Genomic DNA, 25,196 nt, shown 5'->3' with positions numbered 1-25,196 from the left:
ATACAAATGAATAAGAAAATCGGATTAAAGGATATTGTCCTTATTACATTGCTTACCGCCATTATGATCGGCATACAAACGGTAGTATTAATGCCGTTTATAACAAATCTAAAATTTGTTATTTGGTTTGTAGGCGGAATCGATGGGGTATTGTGCGGCATCATTTATTGTTTGATGATAGCAAAGGCTCCTAAATTGGGAACGGCTTTTATATTCTCGTTTATTTTTGCCGTGTACTATTTTTTTGTAAACAGTATGATTATCATCAGTGCAATGATAGCCGGTGCAGGCTTGGTTATGGAACTTATCCTGTGGAACAACGGCTATAAGAATAAAATAAAAGCAACTATTGCGTATGCACTATTCGGTTTGATAATAATGCTGGCTCCCAATGTGCTTATTTTTTTGCAAAAAGATGCGATGATTGCAGGATTACAGGCAAATGGATTGACACAAGAATATATTGATTCGATATTCGCAGTTTATAGTGCTGAAAATATAGGCATCGGTATGCTTCTTACTGCTATCGGCTCCATTGCGGGTACGCAAATCGGGTATCGAGTATTGAATAGATATTTTATTTCCGGCGGAATGGTAGAAAAATAAGGTATGCCGGCAGAAAACAAAAAATATATTCCCGATATAAGAGTAAACCTCTTTCTTGCCGTTGCCGGCAGTATAGCCGTTTTGACCTATAAAAATGAAATTACTTTTATAGCAGCGTTTGCTGTTTCCATAGTTTTTATTTTAGTTCAAAGAGAATACAAAAAGGCATTCACCTTTGTTTTAATTTTTTTGCTGCTCTTTTTGTTTTCTCACCTTACGGTCGGAATAACAAAACTTCAAACCTTATGGCTATTCGCAGCCGTTACAAGGCATCTTTTAATCCCGCTTTCTCTTGTGTCGGGAATTTCGGATAGACCTCCGGGAATGCTTCTCGAAGTTTTTCATCGGCTGCATTTACCGAAAGGGTTCGGTATTTCAGTTATTGTGTTATTACGATTTTTACCCACGATTAAGTATGAATTAAAAGCGATACGAGGTGCCTTAAAGTTTAGGGGAATAGGAATATCGCTATTAAACACGGTTTTTCACTCACCAAAAAATTTTTATTTAACATTGATACCGCTGCTTATCAGAACCGTGCGTATTTCGGATGAAATAACAGCGGCAGCACTTACTCGCGGAATTGAGGTGAACAATGCTATTGTCAGTTTTTCGGAAGTTCGGTGGACAAAAAAGGATAGCGTTGCATTGGTAATGTTATTAGCCGGTTTTATCTGCCTAAAAATTATAGAAATAAAATGGGGTTGGAAATGGCGGTAGAACTGCAAAATTATTCTTTTTCCTATGACGGTAGAACACAGATTTTGAATAATATAAATATAAAAGTCAATCAAGGTGAGTTTGTTGTCATTACCGGTCTTTCAGGCTGCGGAAAAACGACCCTTATACGTGTATTAAACGGACTGTGCCCGCATTTTTATTCCGGTACGGTACAGGGAAGATATGAGTTATATGGTAAAGATGCCAAGAATATGAGCATTGGTGAGCTTTCAAAATATTGGGGCTCTGTGTTTCAAGATCCGCGAAGTCAATTTTTAGCAAGAAAAGTGAAAGATGAATTAGTCATTGCTATGGAAAATGCTTGTGAAGATAGGGTTTTGATGAAGAATAAGCTTGAAGAAGCCGCAAGGGAGCTCGAAATAGAAAAGATTTTAGATACTGATATGATGTATCTTTCAAGCGGAGAAAAGCAAAAAGTTGCAATAGGCTCCGTATTTTGTACACAACCTAAAGGCTTCGTGTTAGATGAACCCTCTGCGAATTTAGATAGTGCGGCGACAAGCGGATTAGCCGAATTTTTAAAAAGAGTCAAAGAAAAAGGCTGTACGGTTGTTATTTCCGAACACCGTTTACATTATTTAAAAAAATTAATAGATCGCTTAATTATAATGAAAGACGGACAAATTATAAAAGACATGTCAAAGCATGAAATACATTCTTTAAATAATTTTGATTTGAGAAACCTTGGACTGAGGCAATTTAATTTACCTAAAATAAATGTAGATAAAAAGGTTAATGGGGATAATTCTTTCGCTGCTTGCAAAGGGATTGTTTATATAAAAAATTGTTATCGCATATTAGAAACTGTTGACCTCAATTTAGAAAGCGGAAAGGTTCATGTTATTGTAGGAGAAAACGGGGCTGGGAAAAGCAGTCTTTGCAAAATCATTACCGGTTTATACAAGCAAACGGAAGGCGGTATGTATATCGATACGGCACCGGTAAAGAAAAAAGAGCGATTACAAAGAACCTTTTTTGTAGGACAGGACATAGATTATCAGCTATACGGTTACTCCATAAGAAACGAATTTCAAATCGGAAATAAAAGGCTTACCGATGAAAAAATAAAAGCTTGCCTTGATGAACTACATTTAAAAATTTCCCTTGATACAAATCCTCAGGTTCTTTCAGGAGGGCAAAAACAAAGATTGCTTATTGGAATAGCTTATCTGAGCGGACGGGATATTATTGTCTTTGATGAGCCTACCAGCGGGCTTGATGGGTTCCACATGAAAATCATTGCTGATTTGTTCCGGTATCTTGCAGAAAAAGGAAAAACTATTATTGTCATCACACATGACATCGAGTTTACCGCAGAAGTCGCTGATACCATTATATACATGAGTAAGGGGAAAATACAGTATCATAAATATATTACGAATGAAAATCGATGATGTAAGTATGTTCAACTTGCGAAGTGCTTTAAGTTTTCATGCGGACGATAAAACCTCGTCTTGATAGATACATGTTTTGAATATATAGTAAGATTCAATGATTAACTTAAGAACAATTGATGAGAATAATTTTCAAGCATGTATAAATTATAATGATTTACGGTATATTTTATTTAGTATATTTATAAAAAAATGATTAAGCTTTTTTAAGATGTTCTAATAGTTTTACTTTCATATCATATAATTCTTCTGATGTAGGACGGTTTGCAGCATCATACATTTTATCTATTGGGTACCACCATACAGGCCCCTTACCATGAAGCCCATGTCCTTCTAAATCTCCGTTTATTCTTGGGAATAAATGCCAATGTAAATGAGTATCGCCATTTCCTAATAATTCGTAATTCATTTTTTCAGCATGGAAAGCTTTATAAACCGCTTCAGCTATAATTGACATTTCTTCTAAGAACTTCATTTTAAAATTATTTTCAAGCTGAAATATTTCGGTCTTATGTTCTTTGCAAAGAAATAAAGTATACCCTTTAAAATGTTGATGATCACCAATAACTACATAACCGGTTTCAAGTTCTTTTACATAATACGGATTATTTCCATTTTTTATCATTTCAATTCTTTTGCATATTAAGCACATGTTTGTCTCCAAATACTTGTTTTTTATAAAAAATATTTATTACAACTATAAATTATTATAACTTTTTAAAGAGAAGATATACGGCCGCTGCCTGAGCTTTTTATTTCAATTGCAGGATTACCCTTATAACGGAAGGAACCGGAGCCGCGGATATCGGCTTTTAAATGCCGTGTAACCCATACTTTTGCAGAACAGGAGCCTGAAATTGAAATATCCGCCTTTTCGGTTTCAAAATCGGTTGTTTTTATATCCCCTGAACCGGAGATATCCGCTATCATATTTTCGGCTTTTCCCGTTGCGGAAAAATCAGCTGAGCCGGATACGTCCACTTTTAGAGTGTTTACCATAATATCGCGTGCAGTAATATTACTGCTGCCTGCGATATCTATCGACATTGAATCTTTAGGCATATTGAATGATGAAATGGTACTGGTAAGTGAACCGAACGTCTGCAACTTTATTAAAGAAGGCATTGTAATAAAGACTTTACGGCGAGTCGGTGATATGCCGTATCTGTATCCAGACTTAAAACCGATGTTAAGAGTGGTACCTGTAAGTGATATATCCAAATAGGGGAAAATATTTTCATCCGTTTCAATTTGAATGGAAAAGGTTTCGCTATACCTTATATCGGCAGTCCAGCCGCCCTTGATGCAAACAGCATTAAAATCGCTTTCTGGGAATGATTTAGTTTCTATCTTTCCGTTTCCTTTAATGACTTCGTCCGAACCGGAAAAAGATTGGCAGCCGATACAAATAACCAAAAGAGCTGTTATCACGGCAGCTTTTACAATACCGATTAGTTTGACTTTATTCATAAAAACTCCTTTATATAAGTTTCTTTTTCTTTATAATAATACTTTAAAGCCTCGGACATGTCAATGCTGAAAAACTTTTGTAACAAGCTGTTTAACCTACCGCTCCTTGCCAAATTCCTCGTTTTTTGATATACTCACCTCTCCTATGAATGAATTTACTGAAGGTCTTAATCCCGAACAGTTTAAAGCCGTTACTACGATTAACGGGCCCGTTCTTATAATAGCGGGAGCAGGTTCGGGGAAAACACGCGTTATCACTTTTAGAATTGCACACATGCTCGACAAGGGGATTCCCCAGTCTCAGATTTTGGCTCTTACCTTTACCAATAAGGCTGCCAAGGAAATGGCGGATCGGATAAAAGAGCTTACCGGCAAAAAACTTCAAAACCTGACTGTCAGCACCTTTCACGCTTTTGGAGTTAAGGTTCTGCGTTCTCATATAGACAAAATAGGCTGGAGAAGTAATTTCAGTATTTATGACGAAACCGACCGCAATCAGCTGATTAAAGAATGTGGAAGAGAACTTAAATTCTCGGCAGATGCCTTGGATGTTTATAAGGTAGGCATTCTTTTTTCCAATATCAAAATGGGAAGAAAGGATTGGACAAACGAGCATGATTCGTACAAGGCTCTTTATAAAGAATATCAGGAGGGGCTTAAACTTTATAATGCAGTAGACTTTGACGACCTTATAATGCTTCCCATAAAAATATTTAAAGAACATCCCGAAGTCTTGGCGGAGTACCGCGAAAGATACCGGTATATAATGGTTGACGAATTTCAGGATACCAGCACACAGCAATATAATTTTATGAAGCTCATCGCCGACAAAAATATCTGCGTAGTAGGCGATGACGATCAATCTATTTATTCTTGGCGAGGTGCCAGTTTTGAAAATATCCGCAATTTTGAAAAAGACTTTCCCGAAATGATTGAAATAAAACTTGAACAAAACTACCGTTCAACAGGGACAATTTTGGCCGCTGCAAACGGTGTAATTTCTCATAACGTAAACCGCAAGGTAAAAGCTCTTTGGTCAGAAAAAGATTCGGGCCGCCCCATCGAAATTTTTATTCCCGAAAACGAAGCAGCGGAAGCCGATTTTATTTCGGACATGATTTTAAGCTTAAAGCAAAGAGAAGGTTTTAAGTATTCCGACTTCGGAGTTTTAATCCGTGCCAACAGTTTAAGCCGTCCATTGGAAGAATCCTTTTTGGAAGTAAACATTCCGTATAGAATGTCGGGGGGTACAAGTTTTTTTCAGCGTAAAGAAATAAAAGATCTTATAAGCTATCTGCGTGTTGTTGCAAACCCCGACGATGATGTAAACCTTCTGCGCATTATCAACACACCGAGGCGAGGCATAGGCAAAAAAACTCTTGAAACCCTCTCCGCTCTTGCAACGGAAAATTCCTGTTCGATGCGGACAGCAATCCGCCTTCTTCTTGAAAACCCGCCTGAGGATATGAGGGGAAAGAGCATCGAGGATTTAAAAGAATTTGCCGAGCTTATAAGCGCACACCGCACTCAGCTTCTTTCGGGGAAGGGTCTTGCTCAAAAGGTTAGAAAACTTTTGGACGACATCGCCTATAACGAATACCTTATCGCCGAATACCAAAAAAGTGAAAAGGCTGCTCAATTTAAAATGATGAATATCGAAAGTTTTTTGCACTCGATGGACGATTGGGAAAACAATCCCGACAATTGGGACGGAAGCCTTTACGATTATCTTAACCGCATTACCCTTTTAACCCGCGATGATACTGAAGAAGAAAAAGGCGAAGTAAACATTATGACCATTCATTCTTCAAAGGGCTTGGAGTTTCCTGTGGTTTTTATTGCGGGAGCGGAAGACGGCCTTATTCCCCATGCAAGGAGTGTAGAAGAAAATGACGGAGATGTCGAAGAAGAGCGCCGCCTTTTCTATGTGGCCATCACCAGAGCCCAGCAAAAACTTTTTATCACAAGCTGCAGGCAAAGACGGAAACAGGGCGGCATAACCGAATGTGCTCCGTCTCCTTTTTTGGATGAGATTCCTGCCGACCTTGTCGAATACCACGAGCCCGATGCCCAAGCCGAAGAAGAACGCATCGCCGATATCTTCAGCCAAATGAAAAAAAAGTTTTCGATGTAGGGAAGAGCGATCTACGCGGTTCCGGTCTGCGATACAATCACAACATATTTTTTTCGGTAAGGCGGAAATGTTTTTATAAGCAGAAACTTTTGTATAAGAAACGATGAAAATTCAAGCCAAAAGCCGTCAATCTTAGCCAATCTTTTAGCTGTTTTTAAGACAAAAACCTCTCGCTATTGTAAAATCTTCATACAAATAAGGGAAAGTTTTACTATATGCAAAAGATTAAAACCACCGTTGATGTTAGAACGCTTCTTTTTTTAGACATAGTGATTATGGTTTTTATGCTGATTTCCGGAAAGGCGGAGGTAACGCTCTGCTCTTTTATCGTTGCGGCTGCTGTGCCGGTCATAACGGGATTATACGGTGTCTTATTGTGCTACACTGTTTTGTTTGCAGTACTTTTTTCCTATTATCAACTGATTTTGCATTTGCATTTTCCGATGTTTCAATCCGCGGCCTTTTCCGTTATAGGAATACTCGCTTTTATCGTGCAGCGGATTATTCCCTTTATGCTGCTGGGAACGGTAATTCAAAAGCAAAAAAATATTTCGGAAATTACAATGGCGCTCGAATGTATGAGGCTGCCGCGAGGCGTTATCCTCAGCATAGCGGTAATGTTCCGTTATTTTCCTGCAATAAAAGATGATTTTCTGGTTATTATCGATGCGATGAAACTGAAAGGTCTATACACTTCAAAATGTGCGGCTATTCTCCATCCGATACGGACGATGGAATTTGTGCTTGTTCCGATGCTGTTTAAAAGTTTCAAGACAGCGGAAGAACTTTCCTGTGCAGCATTGGTTAAGGGCATTGAAAACACCGGTAAAAAAACATCGTACTTTGATGTCAAACTCCGGCCGGTAGATGCCGTGTTTTCGCTTGCTGCAATCACAGTGTTGACGGCAAGTATGTACGCAAAATTATTTTGAATGAGAGTCTCGCGTATGATCAATCTGAATGATGTAAGCTACAAATATAACGATGCTGCGGCACAGGCAATTCAACATATATCTCTGTCCGTAAAAAAAGGAGAATTGGTTGTTATTACCGGAAAAAGCGGCTGCGGAAAAACAACTGTCTTCCGCTGTATGAACGGACTGTGTCCCCGTTTTTATGAAGGAGAAATAACCGGAAGTCTTACATTAAACGGCAAAGTTCTTTCGTCGATGCGTATATGCGATATATCAAACATTGCAGCGTCCGTTTTTCAAAATCCTGAAAGCCAGTTTTTTACAACCGATGTGCTTTCCGATCTTGTGTACCCATGCGAAAATTGCGGTATAGAAAAAGAGGAAATACAAGAGCGGCTGTACCGTGTTACAAAACTGTTATCGCTGGAACCGCTTTTGAACAGAAAGCTTTCGGAACTCTCCGGAGGTGAAAAACAAAAAATTGCAATCGCTTCGGTTTTAATGTTGGACACGCGCGTTGTACTGATGGACGAGCCGTCTTCCAATCTCGATTATCAATCCGTCGAATTGCTTACACAAATACTTGCACAGCTAAAATCAAAAGGTTACACGATACTCATCATCGAACACCGGCTGCATTATTTGGCGGAACTCTGCGACCGGCTCATCGTAATGGAAAACGGAACCATAGTACGGGAATATGAAAAAGATTCGTTACGCACTATCGGTAATGATGAGCTCCACAAACAAGGTCTTCGCTGTTTGCATTTATTTCAAAACAACAGCAATACGCTGCCCGTTACGCAGCGGCAACATACAGACGAAGCCTTGGTTGTACTGCACGATATTCATTTTGGCTATCGGAAAAACACTGAGGTTTTAAAAGGAATACATCTTTCAATATATCCCGGAGACAAGGTCGCTTTAATCGGTAAAAACGGATGCGGAAAAACAACGCTGGGGAAAATCCTGTGCGGATTAAAAAAGGAACAGAGCGGTACTGTTTTGCTGGACGGAAGAGCATTCCCTGCAAGGGTGCGCAGTAAGACCGTCGGATATGTGATGCAAAATGTAGACTTTCAGCTTTTCGGGTGCAGCGTCTATGATGATTTACTGCTCGGTAACGAAGCACTGCCCGACAAAGAAAACCGAATACAAACAGTGCTTGAAAAGCTCAGTCTTTCGGCCTTGCGAGAACAACACCCGACAACACTGTCGATGGGACAAAAACAGCGCTTGGTAGTCGCCGCATCATTTTTGCAAAAGAAGCGGCTCACTATTTTTGACGAACCGACAAGCGGTTTGGATTACGGTAGTATGCAAAATGTCTGTGCGTTAATCGATTCGATAACGGGCAAGACAAACGCCTCTGTTATTATCACGCATGATTATGAGTTCATTTTAAACACCTGCAATAGAGCGGTTCTTTTGGAAGACGGACAAATAAAGGAAGATTTTCAATTGAACGGCACGATGCAGTTGGAATATATTAGACCTGTTCGATAACTTTGTTGTCGAACAGGTCGACGAGTTCTAAATCGCACAAATAGTACGATTTAGAACATCGCATTACAAGGTAACCTGTTCAGAAACTGAAGTTTCTGAACAGGTTTGTTCTTAAAGAGAGGTTATAAAGGTATGGAAACAAAAACCAATCACTGGAAAATCAGTTATTTTGTTTTAATCGGTTTAATGGCAGCAATTTATGCAGCCGTTATTTATGGGGTCGGAATGTTGACAGCCGTTACTATCCCCGTTATGCATGTGTTTGCGCCCGGTATGACGGGACTTTTGATGGGGCCTATTGTTCTTTTTGTTGTAAAGACTGTTCGGAGATTCGGCGTGTTGACGCTGCTTGCAGGTTTAGGCGTTGCGCTTTTTACGCTGACCGGAATGGGAAGTATTAACTGTCTGATTTTTGTTGTCATTGCAGGTTTGATAGCCGATGTGATTATTACAAAAACAAGGTTCAAAACGCTTTCGGTCGGTATCGGTCACGGACTTACGCAGGCTGCATATTTTACCGGAGGCGTGTTCCCTTTCCTTTTCTTTTTGGAACGGGAATTGGCAAAGTGGCAGGAAATGGGAATGAGCCGGGAAGAGATACTTGAATATGTGAAATATTTTACCGGAACCTTCGCCGTCATCGGCATAGTATCCGCTATCGTTTTCGGTATTGCAGGCGTCTATATCGGAAAGCTCATCTTAAAACGGCATTTTAAGGAGCGGTAAAACCGTAGATGATTACGAGATAGTCGAGGCAGGTTTTGTAAAGCCGGTTATGAGCAAAAGTTTGTAAGAAACACCCGGACACAAAAAAACCGCCCCCGAAGCCGGAGCTTTCTCCAACTTGAGAGCGGTCGATTTAATTGGTAATGTGTAACTCAATTGGTAATTGGTAATGTGTAATGTGTAATGTGTAATTTGTAATTTGTAATTCGGCCGGCTCGGGCTATGCACTACGACTGACATAGACTATGCACTACGGCCGGCGTAGGTTATGCTCTACGGCTGTCGTAGACTATGCTCTACGGCTGACGTAGACGAGGGGCTTTGCCTGCCGTAGAGCCGTTGTTATGCGGCCGGAGTGAGCGGTTTATCAAATTTGCCCGTTTTAAGGGTTTTGCTTTTTTGCGATGAACCGATTATCTTCGTTCGTACCTCGATGTAATACGTTCCTGCCGCCAAATCTGCGGGAATGATGGCCATAAGGCGGGCGGGTTTGTTTTCGGCGATGACGGAGGCACGGACGGGGTTTCCCGTTTCCGGCACAAAGAAAATGCCTTGAGAGGCGTCTTTGGCGTCGAACTTGAGGCGGCTTCCGGTAATTTGTACAATGCCGCCTTTGGTCAGCACTTCGTTCGTTTTGCCGGAAACGATGTCGGTAACTTCGGTTATGTAGGGGTCGGTGCCGGCGGCTTCGGTCTTTTCGCATTTGACCTTGGTTACAGCGTCGCGAAGGAGCGTACCTGCGGTCATGTTCAAGTTGACCGTGTGCCGTTTTTTGTCGAAGGCGTCGTTTGCCCCGTTGAATACGCCCGCAATAGTCAAAGCGGTGTTGAATAAAGGCGTGTTGAGCGCCGAACCGTCTTTGATAAGGCTTGCGCAGACTTCGCCGTAGACTTGCAGCGTGGCGGCTACGTCTGCACGCGTAATGGTGGTGCCCTTGTCCATCATAAGGTCGATAATCTCGTCAAGCGTGTACGAGCGCACGTCCTGCGCCTGCGCCATGTAGTCGTCCGGCGCAGGCGTGAGTAAGTTTTCGCGTAAAGAATATTTTAGCATAGTTTCCTCCTAAAAATGTTTTTTAAGGGGAAGTATCCCCTTAGACCCCTCGGTTTTCTTAGGGAGAGAGAGGACACCTCGTTCAGAGCAAGGTTTCCTCTCTCTCCCTAAAACCCTCTCTCTCCTTCCCGCGCTGCCAAAGGGGACACCCCTTTGGAAACCCCGTTTATAGGCGGGGTTCTTAGGGGCAGAGCCCCTAAGCGGTTCTTTTGAAGAAAGGTGGGGTCATAGGGGAGGAAAGGAAACTTTTATCCGAAAAAGTGCCGTTCCTCCCCTAATTTGGATTGACGGGTCTCAATCCGTAAGACCTAATGTATGCCGTACAGGATGTACGGTGCGTATCCGCTAGCTATGGTGCGGCAACAAACCTGTCTGGCTGTGTGCCCATATCGTCGGCGCCGGCTTTATATGCATCAACCTGGTCCGCCGGAACCTTTATGGTGCCTGCGGTCAGCTTATCGCAGGAAAAGAAAGCCTCCTTAAAGTCGTTACTGCCGCCGTAATTACATTCTAGCGTAACCTCTGTAAGTTCTCCGCAAAATTTAAAGCAGTATTTCATATACGTAACGCTTTTAGGAATGACGGGAGCCTTTGTAAGCTTTCTGCAGTTGAAAAAGCAAGAGTGCATAGTTGTAACGCCTTTAGGTATTGTAGAAGGAGCTTTTGTAAGCTTTACGCATTCGTAAAAGCAGCCGGTCATCTGCGTAACGGAAGCAGGAATTTCGGGCGCCTGTGTAAGGTTTTTGCACTTACTAAAACAGTTGGTTATATCCGTAACGGAAGCAGGAAGAGAGGGAACTTGTGTAAGGTTTTCGCACTCGACAAAGCAGCCATTCATATTTGTAACCTTTGCGTTTGCAGGAAAAGGGGAAATCTGTGTAAGGTTTTTGCAGCCGTTAAAGCAGCTATTCATATTTGTAACGCTTTCGGGTATTTCAGGCGCTTGGGTTAAGCCTTCGCAGTTGAAAAAGCAGTCACGCAGATTTGTAACGCCTGCAGGAAGCATAGGCGCTTGGGTAAGTTTTTTGCACTCTCTAAAGCAGTCTTCCATAGTTGTAACGCCTTTGGGTATTGCCGCCGCGCTCACAAGGTTTTTGCAGTCTCTAAAGCAGCTGTTTATATCAGTAACGGCGGGCAGTTTACCGAACTTAAGCGCAACTTTTTTAGCCGGCTGAGCTTGCAGTATTTTTGCAAGCAGACTCGATTCGTGCATATCGAGATTTCCTTTTAAGTGTTCCGCCTGAAGACCGGTTACTTTGATGTAATAGATGCCGTCGGCTGCCGGTGTACCGCTGTTTAGATAAGCAGCCAAGTCTGCGCCGTCTGTGCCGAATGCAACGCTTTTATACCGGCTAAAGTTTACCTTTACCTCCGTTTCGCCGGTAATTTGTACCGTTGCGGTAGTATCGCCGTCCTTGCCTCCTGTTTTAAACGAACCGCCTTTAATAGTCCATTCATCGGCGTAATGCTCGGCAGCTGTTACCGTTGCGGTAAAGGTTACGGTTGTGCCGTACGGAACCTTGCTGCCCGAAGTAATTTCGGTACTGCCGGCCATTGCTTTAAGCTCGCCGTTTGCAGGTGTGCCTTCTACACTAAAGGTTACCTTTTGCGGTCCCGGAGGCGGCTCCTCTGCCTTAGGTTTTGCCCTTTGCGGGCAGGCTGTAAATATAAGTGCGATGAGCAGCATGAGAGCTGCTCCCAAAAAGGCAGGTGCCTTTATCTTTGAATTACATGTTTTCATAGTAATTCCTCCTATAAAATATTTGAAATATAGCCACCGCACAGGATGTGCGGTCACTGCCAACTGTATGCGAGTTTGCGGAGCAAACTCGGGTTGAAAATCGGACAGGATGTCCGATTTTCATACCGCCGCAGCTCTTTGGAAATCTTTGTTTGTATGCCTTTCTGTTTACGGATGGGGTTTCCAAAGGGGTGTCCCCTTTGGCAGCGTTGAAAAGGAGATAGGGGGTCGTAGGGGGAAAGAGGGAAACTTGCGTCTGACAAGTGTCTCTCTTTCCCCCTACAAAAAGCTGGGGGTTTAAGGGGGGTGCCCCCTTTACTAAACCAAGGTTGTTTTGAGTAAAATTGTATTGTTGTGTGTGAAAATTTACGCGGGCAGATTGCGCGCTTATGCCGCTTTGTTGCTTGTTGCTTGTTGCTTGTTGCTTGTTGCTTGTCGCTTGTCGCTTGTCGCTTGTCGCTTGTCGCTTGTCGCTTGTCGCTTGTCGCTTGTCGCTTGTCGCTTGTCGCTTGTCGCTTGTCGCTTGTCGCTTGTCGCTAAAAATTGTGTCAGGCACACTGCCGCGTGTCAAGTACTTTGCTAAACTTTTATGCGTTTTTGTTTGAGAATGGTTGTAGCTGCTGGCGGTGTGTTTATCTGTCATTACTGTACAGTATAGCACGGTTTTGTGCGGATTTCAATGTTTTGGGAAAGTTTTTTTTATTTAACCGCAGGGGGCGCTAAGAGCGCAAAGGAATTTTTAATGATGTTTTGATGACATATTCTTTCATTTTCCTTGGCGTTCCTTGCGGGCTTGGCGGTTTTATTGTACATCTACTCCGGGTATTTGCAAAAAGGCTATTCAAAATTGCCTCAAGATAGCAGGCGTCTCAAATGTTTTCCACTTCTTCTTGAGTTAGGCCGGTCGCTTGCATTATCTTTTTTACGGAATCACCGAGCTGTTTTAATATCTTTGCCGTTTCAAGAGCTTTTTGACGGGAACCTTCAGCAATACCGAGCGATTTACCTTGTTGTATGCCTTCTTCCCGTGCGTCCATTTCAAAGCCCGACATAAAGCGGTATTCCTTGCGTGCCTGTTCGTTGTGTTTTACTGCCTGTATCATTGTTTCTATCCTCCCTGTATATTCCGTGTTGATTGTACCTGTCTTGAGGTATTCCAAAAAGCCTTTGAGTTCCGCATCTTCGGCTTTGCCGAATGCTTCCGCATTGATTATAACCTTTTTTGTTCCGTCTCGTAAGGGTGTTTGCCGGTCTTCAAGGCACATATTTTCAAATGTGTAGAGCGGCTTGCCTTTCCCGATAGCGTCGAAAAGACAAACGAAAATAATATAGCTTTCGTTCAAGGCTTTGTAGTGAGTACCCTTGTCTAAGAATGCGATGTCGATTGCTGCCTGATAATAACGCATACGCTTGGGGATATTATGTTCGTTCGCCACTTGTATTTCGATGTCGTAAGATTTGCCGGCTTCGTCCTTTACAAGCAGATCGAGGCGTACTGATTTGGATTCCGAGCCGGTAAAGACGGCATCTTGGGACGACAGATAGGTAATTTTCCCGATTTTATCTGCCAAGACCATTTCGAGAAACTCTTTACAAATACCTTCGTCCTGCATTACCTTGCAAAACATAAAATCGTCTGCAATGGTCAGTTCGTCAAAGCTTTTTTTCATCGGCACCCCCTCCTGGTTTGTATTATACCACAATTACCTCAATTTTGTAAGAGCTGTTTTTTAATTTAACCGCGTTGATTTCCGTGGTTGTTTCCCCGCCTTCGTTTTCAGACAAAATATATCGCTATCGGACAAACTTTTACCGGTTTTACAGACAGCTTCTTCAAAAAGATATATAAACAAACCATGCGATTTAAAGATTTTATTGTGCCGAATATTACTGCGTATACGGTGTCCGTAAGTCTTGCGGTGCTGGGGGGCGGCTGCGGGATGGTGCCGTATATCACGGTGCACCGTCTTCTTATGCGTTTGGCAAAAGGCGGAACTTCCCTTGCAGAAGTGTCGGCTTATGTAGGCGTCATCATTGCAGCCTTTGCTTTTCAACTGGTGCTGCACAGCATATCGACGGCGATTTCGCACAAGACAGCCTTTTCCGTTTTGGAAAAAATAAGGCTTGCTCTTACCGAAAAGATGATAAAGATGCCGCTGGGTTTTACGCGGAACAAGGGCGCCGGCTATTTTCACGGAATGCTCATCGACAGTATTGAACGGCTTGAATTTCCGCTTGCACACGCACTGCCTGAAACCACCTCGAATATCCTCATTCCTTTAAGCATTACTGCGATGCTTTTTGCAGCGGATTGGCGGCTTGCCCTTGCCGTTTTGGTACCCGCTGCAGCAACCTTGGTTTTTTATCTTCCGATGTATATCGGCATTATGAACGATTTTGCAAACACCTATTATGCCGCCCTCGAAAACATGAACGGCAGGGTTATCGAATATATCCGCGGAAACAAGGAAATCAAAATATTCGGCACCGAAGCAAAGGCCTATTCTCAGTTTGAAGATTCCATCGACAATTACGAAAAGTCAACCTTAAAGCTGTACAATAAAATGTATTTTGTAAGCGCTCCGGCCTTTGTACTTTTGTCGTCGATTACGGTAAGCGTGCTTTCAGTCGGCGGACTGCTCTTTACTTCCGGTTTGATTGAAGCGCCGCTCTACCTTTTTGCCGTCATCATTGCAGAGGGCTTGGGAGTTTCGCTTTTAAAGTTCACCGAATTTATGGACAACTTTTATCACATAAGAAACGGTAAAAAGCTGATTGAAGAAGTGCTGTCCGCTCCCGAATTGGAAGAAACTGCCGCAGCAGCTGCTCAGCATATTCCGAATAACGAAATTGTGTTTCATAATGTGTGCTTTTCATACAATGAAATTACGGCTGCCGATAAAACCGGCAATGAGAACAATGCTCCTAAGGGGAATGTGCTTCACGATGTATCTCTCACTTTTAAAGAGGGGAAAAAGACGGCGATTGTCGGGCACTCCGGTTCGGGTAAGTCAACAATAGCCAATTTGATTGCCCGCTTTTGGGATGTTTCAAAGGGTTTTATCACAATCGGCGGAATCGATTACAAAGATATGACTCTTGCGCAATTAATGGAACATGTCAACTATGTTACGCAGGACACTTTTTTATTCAATATGAGTATTTTGGAAAATATCCGAATGGGTAAGCCCGCCGCCTCCGATGAAGAAGTAAAAGAAGCTGCCCGTCTTGCACAGTGTTCGGATTTTATCGAACGGCTTGAAAAGGGCTGGAACACTTATGCAGGTAATGAAGGAACAAAATTGTCCGGCGGGCAGCGGCAGCGCATTATCATTGCCCGTGCAATTTTGCGTAATGCACCGGTGCTTATCTTAGATGAAGCAACCACTCACACCGATGCGGAAAATCGCCGGCAGCTTCAGCTTTCATTACAGGAACTGTGCAAAAATAAAACCGTCATCACGATAGACCACAACCTTTCCACCGTCAAAGAAAGCGATTCAATCATCGTTATGGAAAATGGACGGGTAGAGGCTCAAGGTACACATACGGAATTGTTGGAGCAATCACCGCTGTATGCAAAGCTGTGGGGAAAGGGATAGACGGTTCAATCTTATATGAAGCGAAGGAATTTCGGATATACACTGTATGAGCGATGATGACATTGTAGAAGAACTCTTGAGCGGAAAATAGCTTTGTTTTTGGGATAGCTCTTATCAAAAAAAACGCCCCAAGCCGAAGTTTCCTCCAACTTGAGGGGGCGATACCGCGTTAAAGGGCGGGCTGGTTAAGTTTTGCCGCGAGGGGCAATGAACCGATTTACCTTAGGGTGTGTATGGGGCAAACTTAGCCTTTTTTGCGTTAGCATCGTCGCCGGGAACTTTCATTGCATTAAGAGCATCCTCAGCGGTGTAGTCATCATAGTACGCAGCGGAACCTTTATACCGCCGTCCTCTAACTTTTTGCAGTGCTCGAAAGTGTAGTTGTAATTACCGTTTTTGTACTTGAGTACAACGCCCTTAAGCGCTTGGCAGTCGCCAAAACAAACCGTACGAGTTTGCGACAAGCGCAAACTCGTACGGTTTGTTTTGGGCGGATGTCCTGTCCGCCGCTGGTTTCAGAGTGCGATGTTTCAGCAGGTCTGCCGAAACTCGCCGCCCAAAGTCCGCTTTGCGGATTTTGGGCTTGCCCCCGAGACCCCCAGTCGTTGCTGGGGTGTAATCTTAAAGGTCTACATTGCTTTCGCTTGCATCTATTTTCTGTAGCTTCCAGTGCTTGTTTGTCTTTGCCTCATCAAAGGCGGCTTTCAATTCAGGCGGATTGGTGAAGTCTTTGCAGTTGCCTTCGGTCTTGTCCGTCTCCTCAGTGTAAAGCACCGCCCTTGCATCATCGCTTGCTGCACGAGAAGGCAATCCTTTCAATAGCTTTGTCATCGCTTGGGCGTTAAGCTGGTTGCCGGGGCAGTAAAGCCTTTGCAATGCGGTTAAGTCTTGCACGTTAAGGCTGGTGAGCTGATTGCTTCCGCAGAAAAGCGTTTGCAAAGAGGTTAAGCCTCGCAAGTTAAGGCTTGTGAGCTTATTATCTCCACAGCCAAGCCCTTTCAAAGAAGTGCAACCTTCCACGTTGAGCTCAGTGAGCTGATTGTACTCACAGCCAAGCGTTTGCAAATAGATTAAGCCTTGCACATTGAGGGCAACGAGTGGTTGCTTATTGCCGTAAGCACCGCTAACATCAAGCTCGGTGATTTTGCCTTTAAGGATGACTGTTGTGCCTGTTGCGGTGAGTGTGGTTTCTGTGTTGCTTGCAAGCGTTTCCTCGTTGCAACCTTCCACTGTTATAGCAGAACCGTCCGCCGTCTTAGCCTTAACTTTGATGTTGAGCTTGTCTGGGCTCAATATGAGTACAGCTCCGCCTCTGACAGAGGTAACTTCAAAGCTCACGGTAACTGTTGCAGGTTTGCTTACTCCGAGCGTGAAATACGCTGTGCCACCTATGTTCTCGCCGTCAAGCGTCCAGTTTTTCAGCCTATAGCCTTTCTCCGCTTTAGGTGTGAAATTTACCTCTTTGCCGTGTTCAACCATGTCGCCTGAGCTGATTTCTTTTCCGTCAACTTTTGCTTCAAGCGTGCCACCAATGCCACCTTCCACGCTAAAAGTGATGGCGTAGGTTTTTTTAATAAAGCTCACGCTGACCGTTGTGTCGGCTGTGATTTTGACCTCTGCTGTCTCGCTTTCGTCAGCTCCTGTTCCTGTTTGTAGTGCTTCGGCGGGTGTTACCGTCCACTTGTCTACCTTATAGCCGTCGTCAGCCTTTGCCGTGAAGGTGATTACAGTGTTTTCATCTACCTTTCCGTCTTGAGGGATTGCAGGCGATGCTTTTACTTTGCCGTGTTCAGTCTGATTGAGCGTTACCGTGTATTTGGTCGGCGGTGGAGGCGTTGTGCCGTTGCTTTCAAAGCTCACTTTGACTATTGCAGGCTTGGTTACAGTGAGCTTGTACTCCGTGTTTATGCCAGCTTCGGCAACGGGCTTGCCGTCAAGCGTCCAGCCTTTTACATGAAAGCCCGAATCAGGTGTCGCCGTAAAGACAATCGTTTTACCCTGTTCTACCTTATCGCCCGAATTGATTTCAGTGCCGTCAACTTCAGCTTTAAGCGTGCCGTTTCCGCCTTCTACGCTAAAGGTTACGGCGTGTTTGGGCGTGGGCGTTCCGCCTCCGCCCGCATTGTTCGGACAGGCGGTAAAAAGCAGTGCCAGCGTTAAAACTGCGGCTGTGATGAGCGCCGCGGCTCCCTTCGTTTTCAAAGCAAATGCTTTGTTGTTTGAATTACTTGTTTTCATCTTGAAAACCTCCTTAATTAGGGGGAGAGAGCACCCCGTTCCCTTACGGGCTTTTCAAGTCAGAGCAGGGTTCTCTCTCCACCCCTCTCTCTCCCGCGCTGCTTAGGGCTCTGCCCTAAGAAACCGTCGAATTCAAGGCTTCGGGGTATTCTGTTTTTTGGATTGAATTAGTCCCAATCCGTAGGACCTGTTTCTACAGTTACCTTATGCGGTAAGCCCTGCTTACCTTACGCAGTAAGTTTGACTTACCCTACGCGGTAAGCCGAGATTACCTTATGCGGTAAGTCCGGCTTACTCTGCAATAAGTTTTTCGCACCCTATGTAATGGTAAGAGGTTTGGCAAATCTACCGACTTTCAGCGTTTTAAGCTGTTTTGTCGCATTGGCATACTTTGTCCGTACTTCGATGTAGTAGGTGCCGGCCGCCAAGTCGGCCGGAATGATTGCCATAAGTCGGGCGGGCTTGTTTTCGGCGATGACGGCGGCACGCACGGGATTTCCCGTTTCCGGCACAAAGAAAATGCCTTGGGCGGTATCTTTGGCATCGAATTTGAGGCGGCTTCCTACCAGCTGTACGACCCCGCCTTTAGTGAGTACTTCGTTTACCTTGCCCGATACGATGTCGGTTACTTCGGTAATGTAGGGGTCGGTGCTTACTCCTTCGGTTTTTTCGCACTTGACTTTGGTAACCGCATCGCGAAGGAGCGTACCTGCGGTTATGTTCAAGTTGACCGTGTGCCGTTTTTTGTCGAAGCTGTCGTTTGCTCCGTCAAATACGCCCGATATACTCATCGAGGTGTTCATAAGCGGTGTGTTAACAGCCGAGCCGTCTTTGATAATGGCACTTACTACCTCTCCGTAGACTTGCAAGGTTGCCGCCACATCCGCACGCGTGAGCGTGGTACCTTTTTCCATCATCAGGTCGATAATCTCGTCAAGAGTGTACGAGCGCACATCAGTAACTTGCGCCATGTAATCATCGGGTGCAGGCGTCAGTAAGTTTTCTCGTAGTGAATACTTTAGCATTTATAAGCCTCCTTATATTTTTTAATTTAACCGCTTGCGGTTTTATTGAATGTGTAATTTAAAAAACGCACAAGGATGGGGATTTGCTCTTGTGCGTGCGGGGTGCTGTGAGAAAATTTGTATTTAATTGTGAATTTGTTTGAGCGGAGCGGGTTTTTATGTTGCTTGTTGCTTGTTGCTTGTTGCTTGTTGCTTGTTGCTTGTTGCTTGTTGCTTGTTGCTAAAAATTGTGTCAGGCACACTGCTGCGTGTCAAGTGCTTATGCATACTTTTTGCATTCTTTTGGTGAGAATGTTTGTATTTGGTGTTATCAGTGTGTTTTTCTGTCATTAGTGTACAGTATAGCACGGTTTTTTATAAGTTTCAATGTTTCTTTTAAAAATATACGGGCATCTTCTGCGTTGCTTCAAAAAAACAATCCTCGACGTGCAAAAAGCACGCCTGAAGGAGTTTTGATGGTGTTTTGATGACATATTCTTTAATTTACCTTGGCGTTCCTTGCGGGTTTCGCGGTTTTATTATTTAACCGTATTGATTTCCGTGGCTGTTCCCCCGTCTTCGTTTTCAGCCAAAAGATATCGCCGGTAGACAATGTTTCGTTTATTGTATGGACGCCGGGCGGGAGAATAATTAAAATTGGAGTAACCTGTAGGAGGATCCATGCTAAAAACGGTGAAGGCTTTTTTGGCTCTTATGCAAAATCAAAAAAAGGAAATTGTTTTTTCCGTTGTATTAAGTTTTATCGACGGTTTTTTTATAATGATACCTTTTATCATCGCCTTTAAAATCGTAAACGACATACCGCTTTTTAATCCCGCCGCTTCGGGAACGCTTGATGTCCGTACTATGTATCGGTACATCGGCATTATGGCGGCAGCGGTTTTTATTAGAATTGTACTGCGTTACTTTACGCTCTATTTCCGCGGCGGGGCAGGTTATAAGGCAATGTGCCGCGAGCGTAAAAACTTAGGAACACGATTACGAAAGGTATCGCTCGGCTTTCTCAATGAAAAAAACACGGGCGACTTGGTTTCGACCATTACTTCCGATGCGGCGTTTTTGGAAATTGAAGGCATGGTCGTTATCGAAAAAATCGCTGTGGGTATTCCTGTTTTTGCTATCGGACTTACTGTCTTGCTTGTCTTCGATTACCGCATCTTTTTGCTCACCGCTTTTTTGTTTATTCCGGTATGGTACATGTACAGAAAATTATCTACATTGCAGGACAGATTAAAAATAAACCGGCAGGACTTTATCGGAAAAGTTACCGCTGATATTGTTGAATTTATCAACGGACTCCATGTGCTTAAAATATACAACATGGCGGAAAAGCGGTTTTCAAAAACGGCTGAAGCGGTAAAGAATTTACGGGATTTTTCCGTCCGCGCGGAACTCGCTCATATTCCTGTCGTCTCTCTTTTTCAGTTTTGCTTACGGCTTGTTACGGCGGGAATAGTTTTTTCTTCCGCCCTGCTTTTTTTACGGGGAACACTTTCTTTTGCACAAATCTTTTTGCTGATGACCGCCTCTTTCAGTTTGTTTAGCGGTATTGAAGCGATGGGGATTTTCAGTATCTTTTCTAAAATGACTCAGCAGTCAATCGACCGTATGAATGCCATCAAAGCGGTTCCGGAAATGCAAAACCTTTCAGGGAACCTGCTGCTCGATCCTCAAAAACAGCACGCCTTCGATATTCAATTTGAAGATGTTTCTTTTGCCTACGCCGAAAAAGAGGTGCTGCACAATATCAGCCTTTCAGTTCCCGAAAAAACGGTAACCGCTCTTGCAGGTCTTTCGGGAAGCGGCAAGACGACTATTGTGAATCTGCTTGCCCGTTTTTGGGATATAAAAAAGGGGCGCATCAGTATCGGCGGCACCGATATTAAAGAACTCAATTACGAAAACCTTTTGCACAATATCAGCTTTGTGTTTCAGGATGTGTTTTTGTTTAACGACACGATATTGAATAATATCAGACTCGGTCGGGAAGACGCTTCTTTGGAGGAAGTGTATCAGGCGGCTGAGCGTACGGGCTGCACCGATTTTATTATGCAAAGTGAAAAGGGCTACGACACGGTTATCGGAGAGGCGGGCTTGCGGCTTTCGGGTGGAGAAAAACAGCGCATTTCGATTGCCCGTGCCTTTCTTAAAAACGCCCCGATTGTGCTCTTGGACGAGGTTACCGCCAATGTCGATGCCGAAAACGAAGCCAAAATACAAGCAGCCTTACAGGAACTGCTCAAAGATAAAACCGTCATCATGATTGCCCACAAGCTGGCAAGCCTCCGCAACGCCGGCCAAATTTTGGTTATCGAAAACGGGCACATCGCCCAGTGCGGCACACACGAGGAGCTGATAAAAGAAGGTTTATATAGAAAATTGTGGGAAGATTCTAAAAACTGACGGCCGTTCTTTGTTTGTAAATGCATCGATAAAAACCGGTATTTCTGTCTTACTGTCAAAATCGCACATCATACCCTCTTTGTTTTTTTGCATAAAACGGGTATAATGCACTAAATTGGGCATTTTATTCTAGGATAAGATTTGACATATTATGGAAAAGATAATAATTATTCCTGAAGGGAAAATACGTGACTATGTAGACGGAACAATTCGAAACGATACTCCTGAAGAGTATGTACGTCAAACAGTTGAAAAACGATTAGTAAATGAGCATAAATATGCAAAAAACCGCATAGCTATTGAATATTCAATACGAATGGGATCAGGCAGGAAACGCGCTGATATTGTTATTTTTCCTGATGGCACCACTGCCGATGAAAAAAAAGACCAACAACATGTTTCTCTCATTATTGAGTGTAAAAAGGAATCTGTAAAACCGACAGATAAAGACAACGGTATTGAACAGTTAAAAAGCTATATGTCTTCTTGCAGCAACTGTGAGTGGGGTATGTGGACAAATGGACTGCATAAAACCGTTTACAGAAAAACTATTGACGAAAAAGGCTCGTTTGTATGGGATGAATATAATGATATTCCTTCAGCAGATGGAAGCGCTGATGAAAATGAAAGACCCAACCGCAATACATTAAAAAAGGCTTTTGATGATAATCTCTTGTTTACTTTCCGTACTTGTCATAATATTATTTATGTATATGAAGGACTCCAAAAACAACCAGCTTTTTTTGAATTTTTAAAAGTTATTTTTTGTAAAATTCATGACGAACACAATGTTCTTGATCCCATTGAGTTCTATACAACTTCAAAAGAGCGGAATTATAAAGATGGTCAAGCGACCGTGTATAAACGGATTGAGAAAATATTTGAAGCTGTAAAAAAGAAACATGCTCAGATATTTGATCAGAATGACAGCATAAAACTTACGCCGCGTACACTTACTTTTCTTGTAGCAGAACTCCAAAAATATGCCTTACTCAATACGAACATCGATATTAAAGGAAAAGCGTATGAAGAAATTGTGGGAGCAAACTTACGGGGTGACCGCGGAGAGTTTTTTACTCCGCGCAATGTAATGAAAATGGCAGTTGACATGATTAACCCTCAAGATACCGAAAAAGTTTTGGATAGCAGCTGCGGTACGGGCGGGTTTGTAGTTACAGCAATGAATAAAGTAATTGAACGCCTGCAAAAACGGTTTATAGAACAGTATGGCAAAAAAGCAAAATGGAATCATGATATTCTAAAGGCTTACAATGAGAAGATTTCAGAAACAGCTGCAAAAAACTTCTTCGGCTTTGATATTAATCCTGACCTTGTAAAAGCTACTAAAATGAATATGGTGATGAATAATGACGGCAGCGGTAATATTGTACAACTCAATACCTTGCTTCCGCCGCAAGAATGGGCAGAAGAAACAAAAAAATATCTGGCAACAGCGCTCGAAGTAGATTCTAAAACTATTCTCAACCATAAAACAATCGGTCTTTTCGATGTGATTGTTACAAATCCGCCCTTCGGTTCCAAGATTCCCATACAGGATACCCAGATATTGGGGCAATTTGATTTAGGACATATCTGGCAAAAAGATGAAAAAGGTAACTGGCATAAAACCGCACGCTTGCAAAGTAGCGTACCGCCCGAGCAATTATTTATCGAACGCATATTGCAATTGCTCAAAGAGGGAGGGCGTTGTGCAATCGTGCTGCCCGACAGCATTCTCGGCGCTCCCGGATTGGAGTATATCCGTCAGTGGTTGATTTGTAAAACACGCATTATTGCAAGTATAGACTTGCATGCCGATGCATTTCAGCCGCGTAACGGAACTCAATGTTCGATTCTCTTTCTTCAAAAGAAAACACAAAAAGAAATTGACGAAGAAGAAAAGAACGGACAGATAATTGATTACAGCATATTTATGACCATGATAGACCATATCGGACACGACAAGCGCGGCAATACTATTTTTAAGCGGGACGAAAAAGGTAATCTTATTATGCTAGAGAAAGAAGAAACTATTGCCGAAAAAGATTCGGAAGGAAATGTAGTATACCGCAGAGAAACACGGCAGGTAAAAGGCGTAAATGATCAGACCGTTTTGGTTGCCGATGTTTTTGCTAAATGGAAAAAGCAGGAAGGCATTACATGGTAGCCGATAACTTAGCTGTAAACAGGTTTTATGAAGAAACCCCGATTGAAAATCCGCTTTCTCCTACATCATTACAATACACTTCTGTTTCTTTATCTGAAGTTCAATATAATAAACTCCGTCTTGAAGCAAGCGCTTTTAACCTTAATGCTAAAGCAGCAAAATCAAAAGTAGAGCATTGTCTATACGGATATGTACATCTTTGGGGAGACGATGGATTAGTGAAAGAAGCGTTTTACGGAAATCGTAAAAAACGTAATTATGTTAGTCGAACTGTAATAGGTTCGCAAGGCTTTATAGGAAGTTCAGAAATGTTAGATATTAATCCTAGACCAGTTAAGTTTCTAATAAAAAGTGAATCTTCTCAATTTTCTGTTAAAGAGGGGTGTATACTGCTTTCTCGTTCAGGTACTATAGGTAATGTTACGTTTGTTAATAAAACATTATCAAAACTATTAGTTAGCGAACATGCAATAAGAATTGAACCTATTGCTTTTGGCGGATATATTTATTCTTATTTGAAAACAACAATTGGTAAAACGCTTATTAAAGCAAATACCTTTGGTGCTGTCATTGATGAAATAGAACCTGAACACTTAAAAAATATCATTATTCCCGATGCACCAGAAAGTATAAAACAGGATATACATGACTTAATTATTACCTCATTTAATTTACGGGATCAATCAAATGACCTTATTGAAAATGCAGAAAAAATGCTTTATCAAGAGTTACAACTACCGCCGATAGAAGAGCTAAAGCCAACCTATTTTGATAAAACCGTTGACCTGCGTAATTACACTACTCGGCTGAGCAGTTTGGATTTGAGATTGGATTGTTCGTATCATGTACCACTCATACATTTAGTAGAAAAAGTAATGACAAAATATAGTAAAGAGATAGTAACTATTGACGATATTTCGAAAAACATAATTTTAGCAGGAGTATTTAAAAGAATTTATGTAGATAAAAATAATGGAATTCCTTTTTTAGGAGGACGAGATATTACCCAACTTAATCCTCAAGTCGAAAAATATTTATCTAAAACGAAACATGATAATAGAATTAAACAAGAGTTAGAAGTTTTTGAAAACTATATACTTATTTCAGATAGAGGTACTATTGGAAAAGTACAAATTGTTCCTAAACATTGGGAGAGATGGGCTGTTTCACAAAATATTATTAAGGTGATCCCTATTAATAATGATATTGCAGGTTACTTATATTGTTTTTTAAATTCAGATTATGGTCAAGTTTTAATTAAAAAAGAAATTTATGGTTCAGTAATTGATATGATTGATAACAATAGTGTGTCAAAAATCAAAGTACCACTACTAAAAAATGAATTGAAACAACAAGAGATAAACAATATGGTATTACAAGCCAATGCTCTTCGTTATCAGGCTTACTTAAAAGAACAAGAAGCCATTAAGATGATGGACGATGTTATTGAAGGTAAAATCATAAGATTTTAGTATG

The 25,196-nt window shown here is 42.3% G+C and carries 18 protein-coding genes; 11 read left to right on the top strand and 7 right to left on the bottom strand.

All coding sequences use genetic code 11. The annotated features are described in order from the left end of the window. Positions 1-6 precede the first annotated feature (6 nt). Genes HYB91_RS08520 through HYB91_RS08510 form a run of 3 tightly spaced genes read left to right on the top strand, consistent with a single transcriptional unit; the run spans position 7 to position 2,741 of the window. A complete protein-coding gene (locus tag HYB91_RS08520) occupies positions 7-606 on the top strand; it encodes an MptD family putative ECF transporter S component (RefSeq protein WP_002677300.1) in 600 nt (199 codons plus the stop codon). 3 nt (positions 607-609) lie between these two features. Continuing rightward, a complete protein-coding gene (locus HYB91_RS08515; RefSeq protein ID WP_002677301.1) occupies positions 610-1,326 on the top strand; it encodes an energy-coupling factor transporter transmembrane component T family protein in 717 nt (238 codons plus the stop codon). Beyond that, on the top strand, positions 1,317-2,741 hold the full coding sequence (locus HYB91_RS08510; RefSeq protein ID WP_002677302.1) for an ABC transporter ATP-binding protein: 1,425 nt from the start codon (positions 1,317-1,319) through the stop codon (positions 2,739-2,741). Before HYB91_RS08515 ends, HYB91_RS08510 begins: the two co-directional genes overlap by 10 nt. A gap of 196 nt (positions 2,742-2,937) precedes the next feature. On the opposite strand, the gene HYB91_RS08505 is transcribed toward HYB91_RS08510, so the two are convergent. Together HYB91_RS08505 and HYB91_RS08500 are read right to left on the bottom strand one after the other, a co-directional pair. Beyond that, positions 2,938-3,393: an HIT family protein gene (locus tag HYB91_RS08505; RefSeq protein ID WP_002677303.1), complete on the bottom strand. Its 456-nt coding sequence runs from the start codon at positions 3,391-3,393 to the stop codon at positions 2,938-2,940. Positions 3,394-3,458: 65 nt separating this feature from the next. Next, a complete protein-coding gene (locus HYB91_RS08500; RefSeq protein WP_002677304.1) occupies positions 3,459-4,211 on the bottom strand; it encodes a head GIN domain-containing protein in 753 nt (250 codons plus the stop codon). 145 nt (positions 4,212-4,356) lie between these two features. Here HYB91_RS08500 and HYB91_RS08495 point away from each other — a divergent pair, with 145 nt between their 5' ends. From HYB91_RS08495 to HYB91_RS08480, 4 genes are all read left to right on the top strand, one after another. After that, positions 4,357-6,345 (top strand): ATP-dependent helicase, encoded by a 1,989-nt coding sequence (locus HYB91_RS08495; protein WP_002677306.1) that lies wholly within the window; start codon positions 4,357-4,359, stop codon positions 6,343-6,345. 215 nt (positions 6,346-6,560) lie between these two features. Next, positions 6,561-7,277 carry an energy-coupling factor transporter transmembrane component T gene (locus tag HYB91_RS08490; protein WP_002677308.1) on the top strand — a complete coding sequence of 239 codons (717 nt, stop codon included), beginning with the start codon at positions 6,561-6,563 and terminating at the stop codon, positions 7,275-7,277. Positions 7,278-7,292: 15 nt separating this feature from the next. Beyond that, complete coding sequence (locus tag HYB91_RS08485) at positions 7,293-8,765, top strand: ABC transporter ATP-binding protein (protein ID WP_002677310.1); 1,473 nt, start codon at positions 7,293-7,295, stop codon at positions 8,763-8,765. 132 nt (positions 8,766-8,897) lie between these two features. Beyond that, positions 8,898-9,491 carry an MptD family putative ECF transporter S component gene (locus HYB91_RS08480; protein ID WP_002677311.1) on the top strand — a complete coding sequence of 198 codons (594 nt, stop codon included), beginning with the start codon at positions 8,898-8,900 and terminating at the stop codon, positions 9,489-9,491. 342 nt (positions 9,492-9,833) lie between these two features. Here the strand turns inward: HYB91_RS08480 and HYB91_RS08475 are convergent, their stop codons facing one another. From HYB91_RS08475 to HYB91_RS08465, 3 genes are all read right to left on the bottom strand, one after another. Beyond that, on the bottom strand, positions 9,834-10,544 hold the full coding sequence (locus HYB91_RS08475; protein ID WP_002677312.1) for a DNA-binding domain-containing protein: 711 nt from the start codon (positions 10,542-10,544) through the stop codon (positions 9,834-9,836). 349 nt (positions 10,545-10,893) lie between these two features. Then, positions 10,894-12,285, bottom strand: a complete 1,392-nt coding sequence (locus HYB91_RS08470) for a leucine-rich repeat protein (RefSeq protein WP_002677313.1) — start codon at positions 12,283-12,285, stop codon at positions 10,894-10,896. Positions 12,286-13,154: 869 nt separating this feature from the next. Further along, positions 13,155-13,955, bottom strand: a complete 801-nt coding sequence (locus HYB91_RS08465) for an Rpn family recombination-promoting nuclease/putative transposase (RefSeq protein WP_002677319.1) — start codon at positions 13,953-13,955, stop codon at positions 13,155-13,157. Between the two features lie 186 nt (positions 13,956-14,141). Between HYB91_RS08465 and HYB91_RS08460 the strand changes: the two genes are divergently transcribed. After that, positions 14,142-15,887, top strand: a complete 1,746-nt coding sequence (locus HYB91_RS08460; RefSeq protein ID WP_002677321.1) for an ABC transporter ATP-binding protein — start codon at positions 14,142-14,144, stop codon at positions 15,885-15,887. A 621-nt stretch (positions 15,888-16,508) separates the two neighbouring features. On the opposite strand, the gene HYB91_RS08455 is transcribed toward HYB91_RS08460, so the two are convergent. Further along, positions 16,509-18,125 carry an InlB B-repeat-containing protein gene (locus tag HYB91_RS08455; RefSeq protein WP_002677323.1) on the bottom strand — a complete coding sequence of 539 codons (1,617 nt, stop codon included), beginning with the start codon at positions 18,123-18,125 and terminating at the stop codon, positions 16,509-16,511. Positions 18,126-18,442: 317 nt separating this feature from the next. After that, positions 18,443-19,150 carry a DNA-binding domain-containing protein gene (locus HYB91_RS08450; RefSeq protein WP_002677325.1) on the bottom strand — a complete coding sequence of 236 codons (708 nt, stop codon included), beginning with the start codon at positions 19,148-19,150 and terminating at the stop codon, positions 18,443-18,445. Between the two features lie 660 nt (positions 19,151-19,810). Between HYB91_RS08450 and HYB91_RS08445 the strand changes: the two genes are divergently transcribed. The 3 genes from HYB91_RS08445 to HYB91_RS08435 all read left to right on the top strand — a co-directional run bounded on the left by HYB91_RS08445 (position 19,811) and on the right by HYB91_RS08435 (position 25,192). Next, on the top strand, positions 19,811-21,553 hold the full coding sequence (locus HYB91_RS08445) for an ABC transporter ATP-binding protein (RefSeq protein WP_002677326.1): 1,743 nt from the start codon (positions 19,811-19,813) through the stop codon (positions 21,551-21,553). Between the two features lie 151 nt (positions 21,554-21,704). Continuing rightward, a complete protein-coding gene (locus tag HYB91_RS08440) occupies positions 21,705-23,720 on the top strand; it encodes a type I restriction-modification system subunit M (RefSeq protein WP_002677327.1) in 2,016 nt (671 codons plus the stop codon). Then, the gene (locus tag HYB91_RS08435) at positions 23,714-25,192 is read left to right on the top strand and encodes a restriction endonuclease subunit S (protein ID WP_002677328.1); all 1,479 of its coding nucleotides are present in this window, start codon (positions 23,714-23,716) and stop codon (positions 25,190-25,192) included. The genes HYB91_RS08440 and HYB91_RS08435 overlap by 7 nt, the downstream gene beginning before the upstream one ends. Positions 25,193-25,196 lie beyond the last annotated feature (4 nt).

The organism is Treponema sp. B152 (genome assembly GCF_024181665.1).
GTDB classification, from domain to species: Bacteria; Spirochaetota; Spirochaetia; order Treponematales; family Treponemataceae; genus Treponema_B; species Treponema_B denticola.
The sequence above is the reverse complement of the archived record's forward strand: the minus strand, read 5'-3'. Positions and strand labels throughout refer to the sequence as shown.

Coding starts and splice junctions, on each gene's coding strand:
- HYB91_RS08520 (WP_002677300.1), top strand. CDS start 7: ATGAATAAGAAAATCGGATTAAAGGATATTGTCCTTATTACATTGCTT.
- HYB91_RS08460 (WP_002677321.1), top strand. CDS start 14,142: ATGCGATTTAAAGATTTTATTGTGCCGAATATTACTGCGTATACGGTG.
- HYB91_RS08470 (WP_002677313.1), bottom strand. CDS start 12,285: ATGAAAACATGTAATTCAAAGATAAAGGCACCTGCCTTTTTGGGAGCA.
- HYB91_RS08505 (WP_002677303.1), bottom strand. CDS start 3,393: ATGTGCTTAATATGCAAAAGAATTGAAATGATAAAAAATGGAAATAAT.
- HYB91_RS08500 (WP_002677304.1), bottom strand. CDS start 4,211: ATGAATAAAGTCAAACTAATCGGTATTGTAAAAGCTGCCGTGATAACA.
- HYB91_RS08495 (WP_002677306.1), top strand. CDS start 4,357: ATGAATGAATTTACTGAAGGTCTTAATCCCGAACAGTTTAAAGCCGTT.
- HYB91_RS08510 (WP_002677302.1), top strand. CDS start 1,317: ATGGCGGTAGAACTGCAAAATTATTCTTTTTCCTATGACGGTAGAACA.
- HYB91_RS08455 (WP_002677323.1), bottom strand. CDS start 18,125: ATGAAAACAAGTAATTCAAACAACAAAGCATTTGCTTTGAAAACGAAG.
- HYB91_RS08490 (WP_002677308.1), top strand. CDS start 6,561: ATGCAAAAGATTAAAACCACCGTTGATGTTAGAACGCTTCTTTTTTTA.
- HYB91_RS08485 (WP_002677310.1), top strand. CDS start 7,293: ATGATCAATCTGAATGATGTAAGCTACAAATATAACGATGCTGCGGCA.
- HYB91_RS08440 (WP_002677327.1), top strand. CDS start 21,705: ATGGAAAAGATAATAATTATTCCTGAAGGGAAAATACGTGACTATGTA.
- HYB91_RS08480 (WP_002677311.1), top strand. CDS start 8,898: ATGGAAACAAAAACCAATCACTGGAAAATCAGTTATTTTGTTTTAATC.
- HYB91_RS08475 (WP_002677312.1), bottom strand. CDS start 10,544: ATGCTAAAATATTCTTTACGCGAAAACTTACTCACGCCTGCGCCGGAC.
- HYB91_RS08435 (WP_002677328.1), top strand. CDS start 23,714: ATGGTAGCCGATAACTTAGCTGTAAACAGGTTTTATGAAGAAACCCCG.
- HYB91_RS08450 (WP_002677325.1), bottom strand. CDS start 19,150: ATGCTAAAGTATTCACTACGAGAAAACTTACTGACGCCTGCACCCGAT.
- HYB91_RS08445 (WP_002677326.1), top strand. CDS start 19,811: ATGCTAAAAACGGTGAAGGCTTTTTTGGCTCTTATGCAAAATCAAAAA.
- HYB91_RS08515 (WP_002677301.1), top strand. CDS start 610: ATGCCGGCAGAAAACAAAAAATATATTCCCGATATAAGAGTAAACCTC.
- HYB91_RS08465 (WP_002677319.1), bottom strand. CDS start 13,955: ATGAAAAAAAGCTTTGACGAACTGACCATTGCAGACGATTTTATGTTT.